At 72.6% G+C, this 19781-nt stretch carries 17 protein-coding genes; 5 read left to right on the top strand and 12 right to left on the bottom strand.

Annotated features, from left to right (window positions below; all coding sequences use genetic code 11):
• The first annotated feature begins 47 nt into the window (after positions 1-47).
• From FGW31_RS18335 to FGW31_RS35055, 3 genes are all read left to right on the top strand, one after another.
• Positions 48-4142, top strand: coding sequence for a hypothetical protein (locus tag FGW31_RS18335; RefSeq protein ID WP_142194517.1), 4095 nt, complete (start codon positions 48-50; stop codon positions 4140-4142).
• Positions 4143-4431: 289 nt separating this feature from the next.
• Entirely contained in the window at positions 4432-5274 is an 843-nt protein-coding gene (locus tag FGW31_RS18340; protein WP_142194518.1) for a hypothetical protein, read from the top strand.
• A gap of 81 nt (positions 5275-5355) precedes the next feature.
• Positions 5356-5535 carry a hypothetical protein gene (locus tag FGW31_RS35055; RefSeq protein WP_182675092.1) on the top strand — a complete coding sequence of 60 codons (180 nt, stop codon included), beginning with the start codon at positions 5356-5358 and terminating at the stop codon, positions 5533-5535.
• Between the two features lie 6 nt (positions 5536-5541).
• Here FGW31_RS35055 and FGW31_RS18345 read toward each other — a convergent pair whose 3' ends face one another.
• Entirely contained in the window at positions 5542-5916 is a 375-nt protein-coding gene (locus FGW31_RS18345; RefSeq protein ID WP_142194519.1) for a metal-sensitive transcriptional regulator, read from the bottom strand.
• Between the two features lie 239 nt (positions 5917-6155).
• Here FGW31_RS18345 and FGW31_RS18350 point away from each other — a divergent pair, with 239 nt between their 5' ends.
• Entirely contained in the window at positions 6156-6776 is a 621-nt protein-coding gene (locus FGW31_RS18350) for a DUF47 domain-containing protein (RefSeq protein WP_142194520.1), read from the top strand.
• Between the two features lie 7 nt (positions 6777-6783).
• Positions 6784-7782, top strand: a complete 999-nt coding sequence (locus FGW31_RS18355) for an inorganic phosphate transporter (protein WP_142194521.1) — start codon at positions 6784-6786, stop codon at positions 7780-7782.
• A 246-nt stretch (positions 7783-8028) separates the two neighbouring features.
• Here FGW31_RS18355 and pstB read toward each other — a convergent pair whose 3' ends face one another.
• The 11 genes from pstB to FGW31_RS18410 all read right to left on the bottom strand — a co-directional run bounded on the left by pstB (position 8029) and on the right by FGW31_RS18410 (position 19714).
• Positions 8029-8805 carry a phosphate ABC transporter ATP-binding protein PstB gene (gene pstB / locus FGW31_RS18360; protein ID WP_030829515.1) on the bottom strand — a complete coding sequence of 259 codons (777 nt, stop codon included), beginning with the start codon at positions 8803-8805 and terminating at the stop codon, positions 8029-8031.
• A gap of 55 nt (positions 8806-8860) precedes the next feature.
• Positions 8861-9922, bottom strand: a complete 1062-nt coding sequence (gene pstA / locus FGW31_RS18365) for a phosphate ABC transporter permease PstA (protein WP_142194522.1) — start codon at positions 9920-9922, stop codon at positions 8861-8863.
• The gene (pstC, locus tag FGW31_RS18370; protein ID WP_142194523.1) at positions 9919-10923 is read right to left on the bottom strand and encodes a phosphate ABC transporter permease subunit PstC; all 1005 of its coding nucleotides are present in this window, start codon (positions 10921-10923) and stop codon (positions 9919-9921) included. Before pstC ends, pstA begins: the two co-directional genes overlap by 4 nt.
• Before the next feature lie 134 nt (positions 10924-11057).
• Entirely contained in the window at positions 11058-12188 is a 1131-nt protein-coding gene (gene pstS / locus FGW31_RS18375) for a phosphate ABC transporter substrate-binding protein PstS (RefSeq protein WP_142194524.1), read from the bottom strand.
• Between the two features lie 236 nt (positions 12189-12424).
• The gene (locus FGW31_RS18380) at positions 12425-12862 is read right to left on the bottom strand and encodes an NUDIX hydrolase (RefSeq protein ID WP_142194525.1); all 438 of its coding nucleotides are present in this window, start codon (positions 12860-12862) and stop codon (positions 12425-12427) included.
• A gap of 11 nt (positions 12863-12873) precedes the next feature.
• Positions 12874-14289, bottom strand: coding sequence for a CHAD domain-containing protein (locus FGW31_RS18385; RefSeq protein WP_142194526.1), 1416 nt, complete (start codon positions 14287-14289; stop codon positions 12874-12876).
• Complete coding sequence (locus FGW31_RS18390; protein WP_142194527.1) at positions 14270-16639, bottom strand: RNA degradosome polyphosphate kinase; 2370 nt, start codon at positions 16637-16639, stop codon at positions 14270-14272. The genes FGW31_RS18385 and FGW31_RS18390 overlap by 20 nt, the downstream gene beginning before the upstream one ends.
• A 71-nt stretch (positions 16640-16710) precedes the next feature.
• The gene (locus FGW31_RS18395; RefSeq protein WP_142194528.1) at positions 16711-17742 is read right to left on the bottom strand and encodes an ABC transporter permease; all 1032 of its coding nucleotides are present in this window, start codon (positions 17740-17742) and stop codon (positions 16711-16713) included.
• Entirely contained in the window at positions 17739-18629 is an 891-nt protein-coding gene (locus tag FGW31_RS18400; RefSeq protein WP_142194529.1) for an ABC transporter ATP-binding protein, read from the bottom strand. The genes FGW31_RS18395 and FGW31_RS18400 overlap by 4 nt, the downstream gene beginning before the upstream one ends.
• The gene (locus FGW31_RS18405; RefSeq protein ID WP_233288610.1) at positions 18626-19096 is read right to left on the bottom strand and encodes a GntR family transcriptional regulator; all 471 of its coding nucleotides are present in this window, start codon (positions 19094-19096) and stop codon (positions 18626-18628) included. Before FGW31_RS18405 ends, FGW31_RS18400 begins: the two co-directional genes overlap by 4 nt.
• Positions 19097-19522: 426 nt before the next feature.
• A complete protein-coding gene (locus tag FGW31_RS18410) occupies positions 19523-19714 on the bottom strand; it encodes a DUF7848 domain-containing protein (protein WP_182675094.1) in 192 nt (63 codons plus the stop codon).
• Positions 19715-19781 lie beyond the last annotated feature (67 nt).

Consider the following 19781-nt stretch of genomic DNA (forward strand, 5'->3'; position numbering starts at 1 on the left):
ACCCGGCCCCGGGCCCGCTGTCGGTGCCCCCTGCCAGACTGGCCCGCATGACCAGCAGCACGGCAACTCCCGTTCCGTTCCCGGCCGATCACCGCGTCTCCGAGACGTACGTCGACTGGGCGCGCACGCAGGGCCCGGGCGTCGAGGCCGAGGCGCGCGCCGTGCTCGAACGGGTCGGACGGAGGAAGGCGACGGCCTGGGGCAAACCAGGACGGTTCGTGGACGAGGCCGAGCGCATGGCCCGGGACCTGCCCGGCGCCCATCTGCCGTGGTTCTGGGACACCGCCGGCCACTGGCTGCTGGGGCTGCACCGCCGCTCCGCCGCCCGCGCCTACGCCAAGGCCCGCACCGCCGAGCGCACCCACGACCTGCCCGTCGACGCCGGCTGGCGGCGGGCCAACCTCGCGCTGTTCGCCCGGTTCGGCGCGCTGCCCGCCACCGAACTCGGCGGCGCCCCGGCCTGGCTGGCCGAGGTGCTCGGACCGGTCGACGCGCACCGCGAGTTCGTATCGCTGCTGACCGCCTGGGCGGCCTCGCCCGGTGAGCTTCCGGCCGATCTGGCCCGCCGTGTCCGGGACTCCGCGCGGGCCGCCGGGCTCGGCACCGACGAGGAGGCCCGGCTGCTGGGCGAGGTGCTGGCGGCGGCGCACGGGAAGGCCGTACCGGACCGGCTGTTCGACGCCGCGCGCAAACCGCTCTCCGCCCACCCGCCGTCCGACGCCCAGGCCACCGCGCTGCTCGACCTGTTCCCCGAGTCGAAGAACGACGCGGCCGCCTGGCTGCGGCTGCTCCTCGCCTGCGGAGTCGCCGACGCCGCCGCGGCCGGCCGGATCGCCCCGGAGGGCGGACTCGGCGAGTGGCTGCGCCGCTACGCGTCCCGGTACGCGCACCGCACCGTCGCCGGCGGCGGGGTGACACGGCAGGCGGTGCCCGCCGAACTCCTCGACCTGGTCGCCCGGTTCGCGCCGCTGCTGAAGGCGGACGGCACCCCGGTCCGGCTGCACGAGGACCGTTACCGGTGGCCGTACCTCGACGCCGACCTGCTCGACGTCTGCCTCGCCGAGGGCATACCCGTCCACGACCCCGGACCACTGGTCCGGCTGGAGGTCTGGGGCGAGAACTCGCGGCGCGACCTCAGGGCGCTCGCCGCGGACCCCGTGTTCGGGCCACGGCTGGAGAGCGCCGTCCACGACGGGCGGCGGCCCGGTGGCGGCAGCGCCATCAGCCGGCTCCCGCACACTCCGGAGATCGCCGCCGAGGTGCGCGCCAGGATCGGCAAACTGCTGGACGCGCTGCGGGGCGGCGGGCTCGCCGCCGCCGACGAGGCCGTGGACGAACTGCGCGACCTCCTCGACCGGCCCACCGCCCTCGCCCTGCACGGCATCGAGGAGGCCCTCGACGCGCTGGACCTCAGCGGCCCGCTGGCCCGTGCCCTGCGCGCCGGCCTGCCCGAGGAACTGGGCTGGCCCGCGCTGGAAAAGGCCCTCACCGGATTCCGGCCGGACGAGGAGGTGTACGTCACCTGCACCTGGCCGGTGCTCACCGTGTACGGCGACACCCGAGCGGTCGCCGTCGACCACGCGGGCCGGGTCGGCGAGTGCACGCTGCGACTGCCGGACGGCGCCGGACCGCACTCCGTGCACTGGGTGGGCGGACAGTTCCTCGTCGCCTGGGAAGGGACCGGCGACGGCGAGGGCGGGGCGTACTGGTCCGGCAGCCCCGCCGACGTCTTCCGGCCGGACGACTTCTACGCGCTGCGGCCCTACGGCGGCAGCATCCAGCGCGGCCTCGGCTACCAGTTCCGGACACCCGACGGCGGCGGCCGCTTCGACGGGGAGCGCGTCCTGCGTCCCGGCGGACAACCCGGCATCGGCCGCCGCGACTACCAGATGTACGACGGCCGAAACTTCTGGAGCGCGGAGGTGTTCAGTGAGCGCCGCGGCGGATGGGAGCGCCTGGATCCGGCCACCGGCGCACCCACCGGCGACCGCACCCTGCCCGCCTTCCACTCCCCGGACACCGGCCCGGACGGCACACAGCCCTTCCCCGACCACCGCATCCTCGCCGAACTGCCGCCCGGCGCACCCTTGTCGCCGCTCGGCCAGGACGGCCGGCTCACCGGCTGCCGGGTCCTGCACACCGCCTACTCCGGTTACTCGCCGCGCGAGTTCGTGCTGGAGTCCGTCGACGGACGCACCGCGTCCTTCCGCACCCGCACCTGGGGCCGCCGCCCGTGGGGCATCCTCGCCCTGCCGGCCGGCGGGGAGGACGCCGTCGTCACCGGCGGCCCCACCGTCCGCTGCTACTCCGCCGCCGACAACTCCCTGCTCTGGCAGGTCCAGGGCTTTGCCGGGAGCCGCGACCGCACACCGGTCCGCGCCACCCTCGGCGACCAGGCAGGCCCCGTGCCCCCGCCCGCCTTCTGGCACTTCCTCACCCCACGCGACGAGGCCTCCTCCCGTGCGCTGCGCGCCGTCAGCGACACGGACGCACGCGCACTGCTGTCCTCCGGCGACGACGCGGAGCTGCCCGGTGTGACGGAGCCGAGGATCCGGCAGGGGGTGGCCCGTGCCGTGCGGCTCGCCGCCGATGTGCTGCGCCGCCGCCGGGAGCTGTCGCACCGGGTGGCCGTGATGCGCTCCGGACCGGTCGTCGAACTGCCCGACCCGGTGCCCGACACCCTGATCGTCCCGGCCCTGCACGGGCTGTCGAGCCGGAAGAGCCTGTACAACAGGGTTCCTTCGCAGCCCCGGCCCGCCCTGCTCACCTCCGTCGCCGCCGACGGCCGTCATCTGCGCGGCGAGATCGACGACGAGGCGCGGCTGCTCGCCCTGCCCGGACCGGTACCCGAATGGACCGCGCTCGTCGGGAACATCGACGCCGTGGCCTGGCGGGCCGTCGTCGCCGCCACCCCGGACGACCGGCGCGGTGCGATCGGCGCGCTGCTCGAGGTGTGGAGCCGCCAGCCGTTCGCGGAAGCGGGCAGCCGCTGGCGGACCGGCTACGCCCCGGAGGCCCGGCTGGCCGGACTCCGTGCGGCGGGAGCCACGGTGGCCTCCCACCCGGGCCCCCGTGGCCTGGCCTTCTTCGTCCAGCGCGCCGCCGACGCGGCGCCCGCCGACGCCGAGGACTGCGAGGAGCACACCGTCGGCGGTGACGACACCACCCGGCTGCCCCGCCTGCTGGCCCTGCTCGACGAGCACGGCCCGCTGGCGGTGCCCGACGCGGCGGTGGACCTGTTCCGCTGGCGCACGGGTGTCCCGCGAGCGGTCGCCGCGCTCGTCCTCGACGGCTTCGCGGGCAGCGACGGACACTCCGCGGACCTCAAGGTGTGCCGCGCGAAGCCGTACCGGGCGGACCGGCCCACCGTGAGCCGGTACGCCGACCTGCTGTGGCACCTCGGCCCCGCCGGCCGCCGGTCGGTGCTCGCCGCCGCCGTCCCCGCGGACCCCGCCGAACTGTGGGCCCCCGGCGGCATGACGGCCGCCGCGGAGCGGATGGCCACCGCCTGGTCCGGGCTGCTCGACGTCACCCCGTACACCGACGACGGCAGCCACGCCGCCGCGCTGGCCAAGGACCACGGGCTGCCGGCGACCTGGGCCACCGCCCTGCTCACCGGCCGCCCGCAGGAACCCCTCGACGCCGCCGCGACCGGGGCCGCCGTCACCGCCGTCACCTGGGCGCTCGCCGAACGCCCGGTCGGCGACCCGGCCGCCGCGGGCGCCCGCGCACTGATCGACCACCTCACCGGCGCCCCCGCCGAACTGCGCACCGCCCTGCGCGCCTTGGCCGACCGCTCCCTCACCACCCCGGTCCCGCCGGGCCAGTACGAGGCCAACCCGCTCTTCGGCGTCCCGGAACTGGTCGACGAGGTGGCGGCGGCGCTCGGCGTCGGCCGGGACGCGGCGGCCCTCCACCTCCAACTGCACGCCCTGGACCGCCCGGCCGACCGCACGGTGCGCCGCTGGAACGGCTGGACCCTCGACCACCACCGTGCCGTGCGCAGGGAACTCACCGCCGCCAAGGCCCCCCGCCCCGCCCCCGCCACCGCACCGGCGGCCCTCCCGTCACCCGCGCACGAACGGTTCGCCCGCGCCTGGAAGGAGGGCACGGCGGCAGCGCGCGGGAAGCGCCGCGACTGAGCGCCCCGGAACGAGGCGTCGCGTCACTCGCCGGTGTGGTTCCTGGCGTCCGTGCGGGCCTGGCTCCGGGCCCTTCTGGCCGGGCCGCGCCAGCCGCAGGAACAGCGGGCCACGCAGAAAGGGCCCTGTTCGACGGTGGTCGTGCTGTGCCCGCCCGGGTCTGCCTCGTCGTCCTGATGCGCCACCCGTCAACGGTAGCGCTCCGGCGTGTCGGCGTGACGGGGTCACCTACCCGTCGTTAACCGGAACGACAGGCGGCCCGTGTCGGACGGAGCGGGGGTAGCAGGCGATGGTTCGACGGCAGCAGCACAGGCGGGTGCGCGGCGTGGTGGTCGCGGTCGGGGTCGTCGGCTGTCTGGGGGCCGGGGCCGTGGGCTGCGGGCGCGGTGACGCGGTGACCGGCGGCGCTCCCGCCGGGGATCCGGTGCGGGTGCTGCACCGGGCCGCCGACGCACTCGTGCAGGCCGGGACGTCCAAGGCGCGTACGTCCCTGGAGATGGCCACCGGCGGGACCCGGGTCACCGTCCGCGGCCAGGGCGTGTACGACTACCGCAAGCGGATCGGGCGGCTGAAGGTGCTGCTGCCGCAGGACCCGGCGGGGGCCGCCGCGCGGCGTCCCATCACCGAACTGCTCGCGCCCGGTGCGCTGTTCATGAAGAACCGGGGCGCCGGCGTGCCCGACGACAAGTGGGTGCGCGTGGACACCGGGACGCTGTCCGACGGCAACCTCGTCACCGGCGGCGCCACCGACCCGTTCGCCGCCGCCGAGGTGCTGCGCGGGACGCGCGCGGCGACGTTCGTGGGCCGGACCGAGGTGGCGGGGGCGAAGGTGCGCCACTACCGGGGCACGGCCGACCTGGAGCGGGCCGCGCGGGCGGCCTCGGAGGCCAACCGCCAACCGCTGCGCGCGGCGGCGAAAGGGTTCGCCACGGCGCGGGTGCCGTTCGACGTCTACCTCGACGACCAGGGCCGGATCCGCAAGGTCCGGCACCGGTTCAGTTTCGTCAACGGGCGCAAGGACGAGCCCGTCGCGGTCGCCTCGACGACGCTGCTGTACGACTTCGGGGCCCCCGTCGACGTACGGCTGCCCGAGGGCGGGGACATCTACGCGGGCCGGATCGCCGAGGAGTGACCGGCCTGAACTAGCCCTTCCGTGCCATGCGCGGCGTGTCGGCCGCTCCTTACTCTAGGAGTCGGTGACGACGGAGATGAGGTGAGGCGCGTGGCTCTGCTCAGGGGTGGGACGGTTCAGGACCACGTGGCGCTCGCCGAGATCGAACTGTGCGGGGAGCTGATCATCGCCGCCTCCGCCGCCGAGGACCGGCTGAGCCTGGAGAGCATCGACCGGGTGCTCAGGGTGGCCGAGTCCCGGGCGGAGTCCGCCCGGGAGTGAGGCGGGTCAGGTCCGCAGCATGCGGGCGATGGCCTGGGTCGCCTCCTTGACCTTCGCGTCGATCTCGTCGCCGCCCTTGACGGCCGCGTCCGCCACGCAATGGCGCAGGTGCTCCTCCAGGAGTTGCAGGGCGAACGACTGCAGGGCCTTGGTGGAGGCGGACACCTGGGTGAGTATGTCGATGCAGTACACGTCCTCGTCGACCATGCGCTGCAGGCCGCGGATCTGGCCCTCGATGCGGCGCAGGCGTTTGAGGTGTTCCTGCTTCTGCTGGTGGTAGCCGTGGATGCCGCGGTCGTGGTCGGTCACGATTCCGGCCGAGGGGGCCTCCGCCGCGTCCGTGGAGGACGGCGTGTTCGAGCCGGTCCCGGTGGTCGTCATCGCGTCCTCCTGCTGCACGTGCAACCGACATATACCCCTGGTGGGTATATGGTAGCGAACTTTGCTGGGTATAGGCCCTGTGGCCCATGACATGCGCTGCGGCCGGAAACGGACCACGGACCGCCCCCGTGCCCATCACTCTGCCTGATGGGCGACACTGGGGGGCGGCCCGTTACACGTGGCCGGATGATGCGCCTAGCATCAGCCTGACCGAAACCGATGCATACCGAGGACCCCACGTGCGCTTTCGTCTGACCCCCAGGGAGACGAGCTTCTACGACATGTTCGCCGCGTCCGCGGACAACATCGTCACGGGCTCGAAACTCCTGATGGAACTGCTCGGGGCGGACCCCTCCGCCCGGGCCGAGATCGCAGAGCGTATGCGGGCCGCGGAACACGCAGGTGACGACGCCACGCATGCGATCTTCCACCAGCTGAACTCCTCGTTCATCACGCCCTTCGACCGCGAGGACATCTACTCCCTCGCGTCGTCCCTCGACGACATCATGGACTTCATGGAGGAGGCCGTCGACCTGGTCGTCCTCTACAACATCGAGGAACTGCCCAAGGGCGTCGAGCAGCAGATCGAGGTGCTGGCACGGGCCGCGGAGCTGACCGCGGAGGCCATGCCGCACCTGCGCACCATGGAGAACCTCACCGAGTACTGGATCGAGGTCAACCGGCTGGAGAACCAGGCCGACCAGATCCACCGCAAGCTGCTCGCCCACCTCTTCAACGGCAAGTACGACGCGATCGAGGTGCTGAAGCTCAAGCAGATCGTGGACGTCCTGGAAGAAGCGGCCGACGCCTTCGAGCACGTGGCGAACACGGTGGAGACCATCGCCGTCAAGGAGTCCTGAGCCCTTCATGGACACCTTCGCTCTGGTCGTGACCATCGGGGTCGCGCTCTTCTTCACGTACACCAACGGCTTCCACGACTCGGCGAACGCGATCGCCACCTCCGTGTCGACCCGCGCGCTCACCCCCCGGGCGGCGCTCGCGATGGCGGCCGTGATGAACCTGGCCGGCGCGTTCATGGGGTCGGGCGTCGCCAAGACGGTCAGCGAGGGGCTGATCCAGACGCCCGAGGGATCGAAGGGGATGGGCATCCTCTTCGCCGCGCTCGTCGGCGCGATCGTCTGGAACCTGATCACCTGGTACTACGGCCTGCCGTCGTCGTCCTCGCACGCCCTGTTCGGCGGCATGGTGGGCGCGGCGCTGGCCGGCGGGACGACGGTGTACTGGGAGGGCGTCCTCGACAAGATCGTCATCCCGATGTTCGTGTCGCCGGTGGTCGGCCTGCTCGCCGGTTACCTCGTGATGACGGCGATCATGTGGATGTTCCGGCGGTCCAACCCGCACAAGGCCAAGCGGGGCTTCCGCATCGCGCAGACGGTGTCGGCGGCCGGTATGGCCCTCGGGCACGGTCTGCAGGATGCGCAGAAGACGATGGGCATCGTGGTGATGGCGCTGGTCATCGCCGATGTCGAGGACTACGGCGACCCGATCCCGGTGTGGGTGAAGATCGCCTGTGCGGTGATGCTGTCCGCGGGGACGTACGCGGGCGGCTGGCGGATCATGCGGACGCTGGGCCGGAAGATCATCGAGCTGGATCCGCCGCAGGGGTTCGCCGCCGAGACCACGGGCGCCTCGATCATGTTCGGGTCGGCGTTCCTGTTCCACGCGCCGATCTCCACGACCCATGTGATCACCTCGGCGATCATGGGTGTGGGCGCCACCAAGCGGGTCAACGCCGTGCGCTGGGGCGTCGCCAAGAACATCGTGCTGGGCTGGTTCATCACCATGCCGGCGGCGGCCGTGGTGGCCGCCTGCTCGTTCGGGCTGGTGCATCTGGCGTTCCTGTAGCGGCCGCCCGGCCGCCGCCGGCGGCACGACCGCCCGCGGCCGCGTCCCGCCGTGAACGCCGTGAACGGCGTGGACGGTGTGAAGGCCGCGAACGACGCGGACGACGTGAAGGCCGTGAACGAGGCGAACAGCGTGAGGCCGCGAACGACGCGAACGACGTGAAAAAGGGCCCGCCCCCGGGAGCCAGGGGCGGGCCCTTTCGTGCCTCGCGGTGGCACCGCCATGCAGCACCGCGAGGGGATCGGATCAGCCGAAGCGGCCGGAGATGTAGTCCTCCGTGGCCTGGACCGACGGGTTGGAGAAGATGCGCTCCGTGTCGTCGATCTCGATCAGCTTGCCCGGCTGGCCGACGGCCGCCAGGTTGAAGAACGCCGTGCGGTCGGAGACACGCGCCGCCTGCTGCATGTTGTGCGTCACGATGACGATCGTGAAGCGCTCCTTCAGCTCGCCGATCAGGTCCTCGATGGCGAGGGTGGAGATCGGGTCCAGGGCGGAGCAGGGCTCGTCCATCAGCAGGACGTTCGGCTCGACCGCGATGGCGCGGGCGATGCACAGACGCTGCTGCTGACCGCCGGAGAGGCCCGAACCGGGCTTGTTCAGGCGGTCCTTGACCTCGTTCCAGAGGTTGGCGCCCTTGAGGGACTTCTCGACGATGTCGTCCAGCTGGGACTTCTTGTACTTGCCGTTCAGGCGCAGGCCCGCCGCGACGTTGTCGTACACCGACATCGTCGGGAACGGGTTCGGGCGCTGGAAGACCATGCCGACCTCGCGCCGCACGGCGACCGGGTCGATGCCCGCGCCGTACAGGTTCTCGTCGTCGAGCATGACCTTGCCGTCGACCCGGCCGCCCGGCGTCACCTCGTGCATGCGGTTGAGCGTGCGCAGGAAGGTGGACTTGCCGCAGCCGGAGGGGCCGATGAAGGCCGTCACGGAACGGGGTTCGACGGTCATCGAGATGTCCTCGATGGCCAGGAAGGAGCCGTAGTAGGCGTTGAGGCCGCTCACATCGATGCGCTTGGCCATGGGTATCACTGCTTCTTTCGAGTCCGGGTCGCTGACTGTTGTCGCCCTGGCCGCGTCAGCGACCGGTCTTCGGGGCCTTCCAGCGGGCGATGCCGCGGGCCACGAGGTTGAGGATCATGATGAACGCGATGAGCGTCAGGGCCGCCGCCCAGGCACGGTCGTAGGCCGCGCCGGAGCCGCCGCTGTTGGCGTACTGCAGGTAGATGTACATCGGCAGTGACGCCTGCGGGTCGGAGAACGGGTTGGCGTTGATGAAGTTCGTGACCCAGACCAGCAGCAGCACGGGGGCGGTCTCACCGGTGATGCGGGCGATGGCGAGCATGACACCGGTGGTGATGCCGCCGATCGACGTGGGCAGGACCACCTTGAGGATGGTGCGCCACTTCGGCACGCCCAGCGCCAGCGAGGCCTCGCGCAGCTCGTTCGGGACGAGCTTGAGCATCTCCTCCGTGGAGCGGACGACCACCGGGATCATCAGGATGGACAGCGCCATCGAGCCGGCGAAGCCGGAGTAGCCCATGCCCAGGATCAGGATCCACAGGCTGAGGATGAACAGACCGGCGACGATCGACGGGATGCCCGTCATGACGTCGACGAAGAAGGTGACGGCCTTGGCGAGCTTGCCGCGCCCGTACTCGACCAGGTAGATCGCGGTGAGCACGCCGATCGGCACGGAGATCAGGGTGGCGAGGCCGACCTGCTCCAGCGTGCCGAGGATGGCGTGGTAGATGCCGCCGCCGGGTTCGGTGTCGGCGACCACGCCCATCGAGTGGCTGAGGAAGTAGCCGTCGAGGACCTTCACACCGCGCTTGACCGTCTCCCAGATCAGGGAGGCCAGCGGGATGACGGCCATCAGGAAGGCGACCCAGACCAGGCTGGTCGCGGTGCGGTCCTTGGCCTGGCGGCTGCCCTCGATCTTGGCGGAGATGCCGTAGCTGCCGATGACGAAGAGCAGGGCGGCGATCAGGGCCCACTGGATGTCGCTCTGCAGGCCGGCCGCGGCGCTGATGCCGTAGCCCAGGGCGGCGGAGCCCGCGGCGACCGCCCAGGCGAACCACTTGGGCAGGGTCGCGCCGCGCAGCGAGGCGCGCTGGGGGGTGAGGGTTGCGTTGCTCATGCGTTGGCCCCCGAGTACTCCTTGCGGCGGGCGATGATCAGCCGGGCCGCGCCGTTGACCAGCAGCGTGATGACGAACAGGACGAGACCGGAGGCGATCAGCGCGTCGCGGCCCATCTCGGTGGCCTCGTTGAACTTGCTGGCGATGTTCTGCGCGAACGTGCCGCCGCCCGGGTCGAGCAGGCTGGCGCTGATGTCGAAGGACGGCGAGAGCACCATGGCCACGGCCATCGTCTCGCCGAGCGCGCGGCCGAGGCCCAGCATCGAGGCGGAGATGACACCGGAGCGGCCGAAGGGCAGCACCGACATCCGGATGACCTCCCAGCGGGTGGCGCCGAGGGCCAGCGCGGCCTCCTCGTGCATCCGCGGGACCTGCCGGAAGACCTCGCGGCTGACGTTGGTGATGATCGGCAGGATCATCAGCGCGAGCAGGATGCCGACGGTGAACAGCGAGCGCGGGGCGCCGCCGTTCCAGTCGAAGATGCCGGTCCAGCCGAGGTAGTCGTCGAGCCAGCCGTACAGGCCGTCCATGTTCGGCACCAGGACCAGGGCGCCCCACAGGCCGTAGACGATGGACGGGACGGCGGCGAGCAGGTCGATCACGTACGCGATGACACCGCCGAGGCGGCGGGGCGCGTAGTGCGTGATGAACAGGGCGATGCCGACCGAGATCGGGACCGCGATGACCATGGCGATGATCGACGACACGATGGTGCCGAACGCCAGGACCGCGATGCCGAACTCCGGCGGGATGCCGCTGGGGTTCCACTCGAAGGCGGTGAAGAAGTTCGCCTCGTTGTCGCTGATGGCTATGGAGGCGCGGTACGTCAGGAAGGCCGCGATGGCGGCCATGAGGACCAGGACGAAGATGCCGGATCCGCGGGAGAGACCGAGGAAGATGCGGTCACCGGGGCGGGTGGCACCGCGCGCGGCAGCCTTGTCGGCGGGCGCGGACGGTCCGGGTGTGGGGGGAGCGGCTGGTTTCTGTGTGGTGATGTCCATCGGGTTCTCCGGTCTGCGGAGCCGCCGGTCCCGGCGGCTCGGTCGGAGCCGTCCCTGGTGTCGGGGGCTCCTGATGGCGGTGCACCGGACGGTGCGGACCGGCTCCGTGGTCGGGGCCGGTCCGCACTCTCGGGTCAGGCGAGGCTCGAGATGGTCTCGCGGACCTTGGTGATGATCTCCTCGGGCATCGGGGCGTAGCCCGCTTCGGCCAGCAGGGCCTGGCCGTCCTCGGAAGCCATGTAGTTCAGGAAGGACTTGGTGGCGGGCAGGGTCTCCGCCTTGTTGCCCTTGTCGCACACGATCTCGTAGGTGACCAGGACGATCGGGTAGGCGCCCTCGGCGGCCGGCGTGTAGTCGAGCTCCAGCGCGAGGTCCTTGCCGGTGCCGACGACCTTGGCGGCGCCGATGGCGGCCGTGGCGTTCTCGATGGTGGCCTTGACCGGCTCGGCGGCCTCGGTCTTGATGTCGACGGTCTTGATGCCGTCCTTGGCGTAGGAGAGCTCGAAGTACGAGATCGCACCGGAGGTCTGCTTCACCTGCTGGGCCACGCCGGAGGAGCCCTGCGCGGACTGGCCGCCCTTGGCCTCCCACGCCTTGCTGGGCTCGTACGACCAGTCCTTGGGCGCGGCTTCCTTCAGGTACGTGGTGAAGTTGTCCGTGGTGCCGGACTCGTCCGAGCGGTGGAACGCCTGGATCTTCAGGTCGGGAAGCTTGGCGTCGGGGTTGAGCTTGGCGATCGCCTCGTCGTTCCAGTTGGTGATCTTGCTGTCGAAGATCTGGGCGAGGGTCGACGCGTCCAGGACGAGGTTGTCGACGCCCGGGACGTTGAAGCCGACGGCGATCGGGCCGCCGACCATGGGCAGGTCGACGCCCTGGCCGCCCTTGCAGATCTTCTTGGACTGCGCGATCTCCTCGGCCTCCAGCGCGGAGTCCGAGCCGGCGAACGCGGTCTGGCCCTGGAGGAACGCGGTGATGCCGGCGCCCGAACCGGTCGGGTTGTAGTTGACCTGCACGCCCTTGCACGCCGCGGAGTACTGCTTCACCCAGGCGTCGATGGCGTTCTTCTGGGCGGAGGAGCCGGAGGCCTGGAGCTGACCCTGGGCGTCGCCGCAGTCGATGTTGCCGGCCTGCGCGGCGGCGGAGGAGCCGCCACCGTTGCTGTTGCCGCCGGTGTCGTCGGAGCCGCACGCCGTGAGGGCCAGGGCGCCGGAGACGGCGAGAGCACCGAGAGCAAGGGCCCGCCGGTTCTTGCGCTGAAGCTTCACTTGAGTTCCTTCCAGTGGCCGCCGTCCTGAATTCGGCGGCGTGCGAAGTGTCGGAGATGCGCTTGCCTGTGTCTTCGGGCGTTCCGCATCGCGTAAGGCCGAAATTAGGCAGAACAGGTGAAGCCGCTGATGGGCGTAAATGAACGAGGGGTGAACCCCTGTGGTCGGTGCGGTGAGGTCACGGAACGCTCACGTTGAGGACACGGGGGGATACCGGGTGGGAACGGGACACTCCGCTACGTCGTGTGCACCGTGGCGAGCAGGGCGTCCACCAGGTCGGCGTCCCGGGGCTCGGTGAGACGCAGCCGGGCCGCCTCCGGAGGCAGCCACAGGATGCGGTCGACCTCGTCGGTCGGCGTGAAGGCACCGGCGACGGCCTCGGCCGCCCAGTAGCGGACCCGCTTCGGCCGGCCGGCCGCCAGATAGTGCGCGGAGGGCAGCTCGGCGGCCGGGACGGCGGTGTGCCCCGTCTCCTCGGCGACCTCGCGCAGCGCACCGGCCAGCGCGTCCTCACCCCGTTTCAGCTTGCCCTTCGGCCAGGACCAGTCGTCGTACTTCGGCCGGTGGACCAGGCAGAGCTCGAGCTCCCCGGTGACCGGGGAGCGGCGCCACAGCACACAGCCTGCGGCCTGGACGGTGAGGGTGCGGTGTCCGGCGGAGCCAGGTGAACCCACCGTGTGCCTCCCTACGGCATGCCGATCGCTTCCTTCTGCCAGCAGCGCTGGAACGCGTACCGCGCCGCCTCCACCTCATGCCGCTGGTCGGCGTGGAGCACGCCCAGCGCGTACGCCGTGGCCGGCGCGATCCGCGGGGTGCGCGCCGCCTGCGCCGCGGCGCCCGCCGCCTCGGAGGCGTCGCGGTGCCGGTCCAGTGCCTCGCCGGCACCGAGCAGACGGGTGTCGGCGGGCGGCGCCTGGCCGGTTGTCGCGTGCAGCACCTCGCGGGCGTAGCGGTGCAGCCGCAGCAGCAGCCGGACCTGGTGCCAGGGGGCGTCCTGCGGGTGCGGGGACGGGTCCGGGGACAGGCCGTGGATCAGCGCCGCGGCGTTGTACGGGCTGCCCGCGGTGAGCAGCGGCAGCGCGGCCACGGCGTCCACGAGGCGTTCGCGCGCGGCCTCCGCGAGCGGACGCAGATCGGTGTCGGCGGCCGCCGGCGTCAGCGGCACCTCGCTGGCCAGGACGGCGACCTTGTCGGCGATCCCGTGGAAGCGGGAGGAGCCGAGGGCCTGCAGCGCGGTGGAGTGCGCCCGGGTCCGGGCCAGCGTCAGCTGCCGGTCCAGCAGGGCGCCGGCCTTCGCGGCGCCGACGGTGAGGTTGCCCCGGTCCGGAGCGCCGACGGCGCCCGGCGCGGAGACTCCGGCGGCGCGGGTGGCCCGGTCCGTCGCGCCGCCGGTGGCGCGGGCGGCGGTGCGGGTTCCGGCCCGGGCGGGAGCGGCGACCGAGGCGGTCGCCGCGGCGCGCCGGGACGCCCCTCGCAGGCCGTCGTCGGCGGCGACGGCCCGGCCCGGGGCGGTGCCGGCGGCGGGCGCCGGGTCGGCCGGTGCGGTGCCGGCTGCCGTGACGGCGGGTGGGCCGTCGGCGGCGGAGGCGTGGACCGTGGCCGGCCCGGTCGCGCCGGAGGCCGGGGCTTTCGGGGCCGTACCGGGTGCGGTGGTGTGCCGTGCGGCGGACGGTGTGCCGTCCGCAGGGGCGGCCGGGTCCGGGGTGGCGGGCGGGTGCGTACCGACCGCGCGGGCCGGTACGGGCAGCGGGGCGGCACCCGACAGGCGGTGCAGGGCCAGCAGCAGCTGCTCCAGGCGGGCCGCGTACGCGTGCTCCAGGGCCAGCGTGCCGGACACCCAGGCCAGTTCGGGCCGCATGGTCTCGGACCACTCGGGGTCCAGCACCGGCTGGAAGGTGTGGAGGCTGGCGCTGATGCGGCGGGCCGCGCGCCGCAGCGCACGGGCCGCCTCCGCGGACCCCTCCGACGCGGCCGTGCCCGCACCCGTCTCCCGGTGCTGGCGCAGCGCGCGCAGGAACTCGGTCGCCTGGGCCCGCAGATAGCCGGCGAGGGCCTCCGCGGGCACCGGAGCGGCGGTCGGATCAAGGTGTTGCTGTGCCACGCCGGCGCCTCCGGGCGTCTATGAGCATCTCCTGGACGTTGCGCAGGGGCTGGCCGTCCGCGTCCGTCGCGTGCCGGGTCCACTCGCCGTCCTGGCCGAGGTGCCAGGACGCCGTGGCGTCGGACATGCCGGTCTCCAACAGCCGGTTCAGAGCCGCCCGGTGGGCCGGGTCGGTGACCCGTACCAGTGCCTCTATACGGCGGTCGAGGTTGCGGTGCATCATGTCGGCGCTGCCGATCCACACCTCGGGCTCGCCGCCGTTGCCGAAGGCGAAGACGCGGGAGTGTTCGAGGAAGCGGCCGAGGACGGAGCGGACCCGGACGTTCTCCGACAGGCCCGCCACGCCCGGCCGGATCGCGCAGATGCCGCGCACCCAGATGTCGACCGGCACGCCCGCCTGCGACGCCCGGTAGCAGGCGTCGATGACGGCCTCGTCGACCATCGAGTTGACCTTGATGCGGACGAAGGCGGGACGCCCGGCGCGGTGGTGCCGGGCCTCCTTGTCGATCCGGGAGATCAGGCCGTCCCGCAGCGACTTGGGCGCGACCAGCAGCCGCCGGTAGGTCTCCCGGCGGGAGTAGCCGGAGAGGCGGTTGAACAGGTCGGACAGGTCCGCGCCGACCTGCTGGTCGGCGGTGAGCAGGCCGAGGTCCTCGTAGAGGCGGGCCGTCTTCGGGTGGTAGTTGCCGGTGCCGACGTGGCTGTACCGCCGCAGCGTGTCGCCCTCCTGACGGACCACCAGGGACAGCTTGCAGTGCGTCTTGAGGCCGACCAGGCCGTAGACGACGTGGCAGCCGGCCTCCTCCAGCTTGCGCGCCCACTTGATGTTGGCGTGCTCGTCGAAGCGGGCCTTGATCTCGACCAGGACGAGGACCTGCTTGCCGGACTCGGCGGCGTCGATGAGCGCGTCGACGATCGGTGAGTCGCCGGAGGTCCGGTACAGGGTCTGCTTGATGGCGAGGACGTCCGGGTCGGCGGCGGCCTGCTCCAGGAACGCCTGCACGGACGTGGAGAACGAGTCGTACGGGTGGTGCAGCAGCACGTCGCGGCTGCGCAGCGCGGCGAAGATGTCGGGGGCCGACGCGGACTCGACCTCGGCCAGGTCGCGGTGGGTGCCGGCGATGAACTTCGGGTACTTCAGCTCGGGCCGGTCCAGGCTGTGGATGCGGAAGAGGCCGGTGAGGTCGAGCGGGCCCGGCAGCGGGTACACCTCGGCCTCGCTGATCTTCAGCTCGCGCACCAGCAGGTCCAGCACCTCGCGGTCGATGGACTCCTCGACCTCCAGGCGCACCGGCGGCCCGAAGCGGCGCCGCATGAGTTCCTTCTCCAGGGCCTGGAGCAGGTTCTCGGCGTCGTCCTCCTCGACCTCGAGGTCCTCGTTGCGGGTGAGCCGGAAGGCGTGGTGCTCCAGCACCTCCATGCCCGGGAACAGCTCCTCCAGGTGGGCGGCGATGACGTCCTCGATGGGGACGTAGCGGCCGGGGGAGCTCTCCAGGAAGCGGGACAGCAGCGGCGGCACCTTCACGCGGGCGAAGTGCCGGTGGCCGGTGACCGGGTTGCGCACCACGACGGCCAGGTTCAGGGACAGGCCGGATATGTACGGGAAGGGGTGCGCCGGGTCGACCGCCAAGGGCGTGAGGACCGGGAAGATCTGGTGCCGGAAGAGGGTGAACAGGCGGGCCTGCTCCTTCTCCGTCAGCTCGTTCCAGCGGACCAGGTGGATGCCCTCCTCCGCGAGTGCGGGGGCGACGTCCTCGTGGTAGCAGGCGGCGTGCCGGGCCATCAGCTCCCGCGAGCGGGACCAGATCATCTCCAGCACCTCGCGCGGCCGGAGGCCGGAGGCGGAGCGGGTGGCGACGCCGGTGGCGATGCGGCGCTTCAGGCCGGCCACCCGGACCATGAAGAACTCGTCCAGGTTGCTGGCGAAGATCGCGAGGAAGTTCGCCCGCTCCAGCAGCGGGGTCGCGGGGTCCTCGGCGAGCTCCAGGACGCGCTCGTTGAACGCGAGCCAGCTGCGCTCCCGGTCCAGGAACCGGCCCTGCGGCAGCGGGGTGGCGCCGTCCGCCATCGACTCCTCGTAACCGTCGAGGTCGGCGTCGATGTCCGGTTCCAGGTCGGAGACCACCCCGGCCAGGGTGTGGGGGCGGTGCGCGGCGATGGAGCCCACGGAGGGCTGCGGGTGCTGTACCTGTGCCTGGGTGTTGGGCTGGCTCATGGCCCCATTGTTCCGCGCCGACAGCATCACGGGCGCGTCGGAAAGCGCGGGTGGGAGCGGTGGTGGCCCTGAGGCGTTCCCGTTCCCCCCGTTCACCCTTCGGGGCGGTGAAGGCTCTGGCGCGGCGGGATTCATTGGCCGAGCGTCGCAAGCCTGTCTGAATCAATGGTTACGGAGACATGACGTCCGGGATAGCGGGGGGCGGCTCACGGGGTTCGCGTCCGCTCTCCGCCCGCCGGCCGGGCCGCCGGGCCGGTGCGGTGGCGCAGCAGCCGGAAGGAGACGAGCACCAGCACCGCGGCGAGCAGCAGCAGGGCGCCGGAGGCGACCAGATGGAGCGGCCAGTGGTGGGCGGCGGGGTGGAAGTCGCGCCAGTAGCCGACGGCGTCCAGGTCGGCCAGCTCCGCGCGGCACCCGTACGTGGTGTCGCTGCCGCACGGCGCGGCCACCCGGTCCCCGCCGGCGGTCACGACGCCCTCGGCGGTGGGGATGCCGGTGCCCGCCGGGCCGGTGCCCAGGTCGCTGGTCCGGGTGACGCTGGGCCACAGGTGCGGCAGGGCGGTGTGGACGGCCGCCCACAGGCCGCCGAGGGCGACGACGGAGACGGCGAGCGCGGCCAGCGAGCGGCGCAGCAGCAGTCCGGCGAGCGCGCCGACGGCCAGTCCGGCCAGGGCGAGGGCCACGGGGAGGGTGCCGTTGGCGTAGAAGGTGGCGTAGTCGTACCACGGCTTGGCGGTGTCGACGCGGCCGTCGGCGGCCGTCCAGGCGGTCCGGTGCAGCAGGGCCAGCAGGCCGGTCGAAGCGGCGACCAGCAGCGCCGGCACGGTCAGCCGGGAGGCGAGCCAGCGGGCCGGGGAGACGCCCTGGGTCCAGGCGAGGCGGGCGGTGCCGGACTCCATCTCGCGGCCGGTCAGCGCGCCGCCGGCCCAGGCGGCGACCAGGAACGGCGCGACGAGCACGGCGACGTTCGTGTACGTGTACACGTCCTTGTAGCGCAGGATCGCGTCCTGGTCGTAGGCGCAGCGCGGGCTGTAGTCGCAGGCGTTGTACGCCTTCCAGGCGGCCGCCGAGGCGTCGGTGAGCGGGCCGCCGAGCCACAGCAGGGCCGCGCCGGTCAGCAGGACGAACGCGGTCCACACGAGGACCGTCGGGCGGTGCAGCCGCAGCAGCCAGCGCACCTGGCGCGGGGCGCGGCGGGCGGGGACGGGCACGGCGAGGGTGGTCGGGGCGGCGGTCATGCGGCGGTCTCCGTGGTGTCGGGCGGCGGAGCCTGGTCGGGGGCTCCGGGGTTGCGCAGGTAGGACAGGACGAGCTCTTCCAGGGACGGCGCACCGGTGCGCCAGTCGCCGGGCAGTGGTCCGGCGGGGCGGACCAGGGCGGTGAGCTGACGGCCGGTGGTGCGGGACTCGACGACCGTGTGCGGGTCCAGCGGGGTCCGTGCGGGGGCCGTCACCCGGGTGTGGGCGGCCAGCAGGTCGTCGGTGTCGCCGGCCAGGCGGACCCGGCCGCCGCCGATCAGCAGCAGGTGGTCGCAGGTGTCCTCCAGTTCGGCGACGACGTGCGAGGACATCACGATCGTGGTGCCGTGCGCGGCGGCCTGGCCCATCAGCACGCCCATCAGTTCGTGCCGGGCCAGCGGGTCGAGGTCGGCCATCGGCTCGTCCAGGAGCAGCAGCGCGGGCCGCTTGCCGAGGGCGAGGGCGAGGGCCACGCGGGTGCGCTGGCCGCCGGAGAGCGAACGGATCCGCCGGTTCGGGTCGAGGTCGCCGCCGGCCACGACCCGGGCCGCGGTCCGCTCGTCCCAGTGACCCGGATTGAGGTCCGCGCCCATGCGCAGCGTCTCGGCGACGGTGAGCTGCGGGTACAGCGGTTTGTCCTGGTCGACGAAGCCCACCTCGGGGCGGGCGGTCGCCGGGTCCGTGCCGAGGACGGTGACCGTGCCCTCGGTGGGGCCGAGCAGCCCGGCGGCGAGGGCGAGCAGGGTGGACTTGCCGGCGCCGTTGGGTCCGACGACGGCGCAGACGCGGCCGGCGGGCAGCCGGAAGGAACAGTCGCGCAGCGCCCAGGCGGCGCGCCGGCCGAAGCGCTTGCCGAGCGCGTCCGCCTCGATGGCCGGGACGGTCATGACGGGTCTCCCTGAGAGGTCGTGTGAGGTGCCGGGTGGTGCGTTCGTGTCCGGTGCCGCTGTGCCTGTGTCTGCATCTGTGGGTGCGCGGGTGCCGGATAGTGCGTCTCCAGTACGGCGGTGAAGAGCGCGGCCACGTCCTCCCGCTCCAGTCCGGCCTCGCGGGCCCGGGCCGCCCACTGCTCCAGCTCCGCGCGCAGCGGGGAGTCGGCGGGGGCGGCGCCCAGGGAGCGCCGGACGAAGGTGCCGAGGCCGCGCCGGGCCTCGACCAGGCCCTCGCGTTCCAGCTCGCGGTAGGCCTTCAGCACGGTGTTCGGGTTCACGGCGGTGGCCTCGACGACCTCGCGCGCGGTCGGCAGCTTGTCACCGGGGGCCAGCAGGCCGAGGCGCAGCGCCTGCTTGGTCTGCTGCACGATCTGCACATAGGTGGCCACGCCGCTGTGCCGGTCGATGCGGTAGTCGACCACTCGACAACCACCCTTTCACTAATTGAGTAGTGAAAGGGTGGTGCAAGAGGGGTGCGAAAGTCAACCGGAACCGGGCGGCCGGTGCGCACGCCGGTCCGCGAACGCGGGCCGGTGCGCCGGTCCGTACGTCGCTGGGCCAGACGTCCGAGGAGATTCCGGGAAAGTCCGCCCCGAGCGCACAGGGAAGCCCCGCCCCATCCCTACGGAACCGACCCACAGGACGCGTACGCCCGCGCGTCGGCAGTACAGCCAACAGGCCCCGTCATCCACTGGTTCCCGTCGTCCGTCTGCGCGGCGAGCGGCCAGGCGTCACGCCACGGGCGCGCGACGGCCGGGGCACAGCTCACGCCGTGCGCCCGTCCGCCTGTACGAGGTCGGCGAGTTCTGCCGGGGTCGCATCACGGCGTAGTCGCCGAGGTTCCGGCGTCAGCGGCGGTGTCCGGTCTCCTGCGTGTGCCCGCGCTGCCGCTCCTCGACCGGCCCGGGGTCGCTGTGCGTGCCGGACTCCACCCCGCACTCGGTTCCGTCGCCGGACTCGCACCGGGCCTGATGCGCCCGTTCTGCCGTCTGGTCCTGCTCGATGGTGAACGGGACGTGGCGGAACCTGCGACGAGTCATCGCGTGACCCTTCGCCCGCTGTGCGACGAGTCCCTGACGTGCGGGAAGTCCTCTGCCTTCTCGAACT

Source organism: Streptomyces calvus, assembly GCF_006782915.1.
Lineage (GTDB): Bacteria > Actinomycetota > Actinomycetes > Streptomycetales > Streptomycetaceae > Streptomyces > Streptomyces calvus.

Bases quoted from the DNA above. Each gene is read 5' to 3' on its own strand.
- FGW31_RS18335 (WP_142194517.1), top strand. From the start codon at position 48: ATGACCAGCAGCACGGCAACTCCCGTTCCGTTCCCGGCCGATCACCGC.
- FGW31_RS18340 (WP_142194518.1), top strand. From the start codon at position 4,432: ATGGTTCGACGGCAGCAGCACAGGCGGGTGCGCGGCGTGGTGGTCGCG.
- FGW31_RS18345 (WP_142194519.1), bottom strand. From the start codon at position 5,916: ATGACGACCACCGGGACCGGCTCGAACACGCCGTCCTCCACGGACGCG.
- FGW31_RS18355 (WP_142194521.1), top strand. From the start codon at position 6,784: ATGGACACCTTCGCTCTGGTCGTGACCATCGGGGTCGCGCTCTTCTTC.
- pstB (WP_030829515.1), bottom strand. From the start codon at position 8,805: ATGGCCAAGCGCATCGATGTGAGCGGCCTCAACGCCTACTACGGCTCC.
- pstA (WP_142194522.1), bottom strand. From the start codon at position 9,922: ATGAGCAACGCAACCCTCACCCCCCAGCGCGCCTCGCTGCGCGGCGCG.
- pstC (WP_142194523.1), bottom strand. From the start codon at position 10,923: ATGGACATCACCACACAGAAACCAGCCGCTCCCCCCACACCCGGACCG.
- FGW31_RS18390 (WP_142194527.1), bottom strand. From the start codon at position 16,639: ATGAATCCCGCCGCGCCAGAGCCTTCACCGCCCCGAAGGGTGAACGGG.
- FGW31_RS18395 (WP_142194528.1), bottom strand. From the start codon at position 17,742: ATGACCGCCGCCCCGACCACCCTCGCCGTGCCCGTCCCCGCCCGCCGC.
- FGW31_RS18400 (WP_142194529.1), bottom strand. From the start codon at position 18,629: ATGACCGTCCCGGCCATCGAGGCGGACGCGCTCGGCAAGCGCTTCGGC.
- FGW31_RS18410 (WP_182675094.1), bottom strand. From the start codon at position 19,714: ATGACTCGTCGCAGGTTCCGCCACGTCCCGTTCACCATCGAGCAGGAC.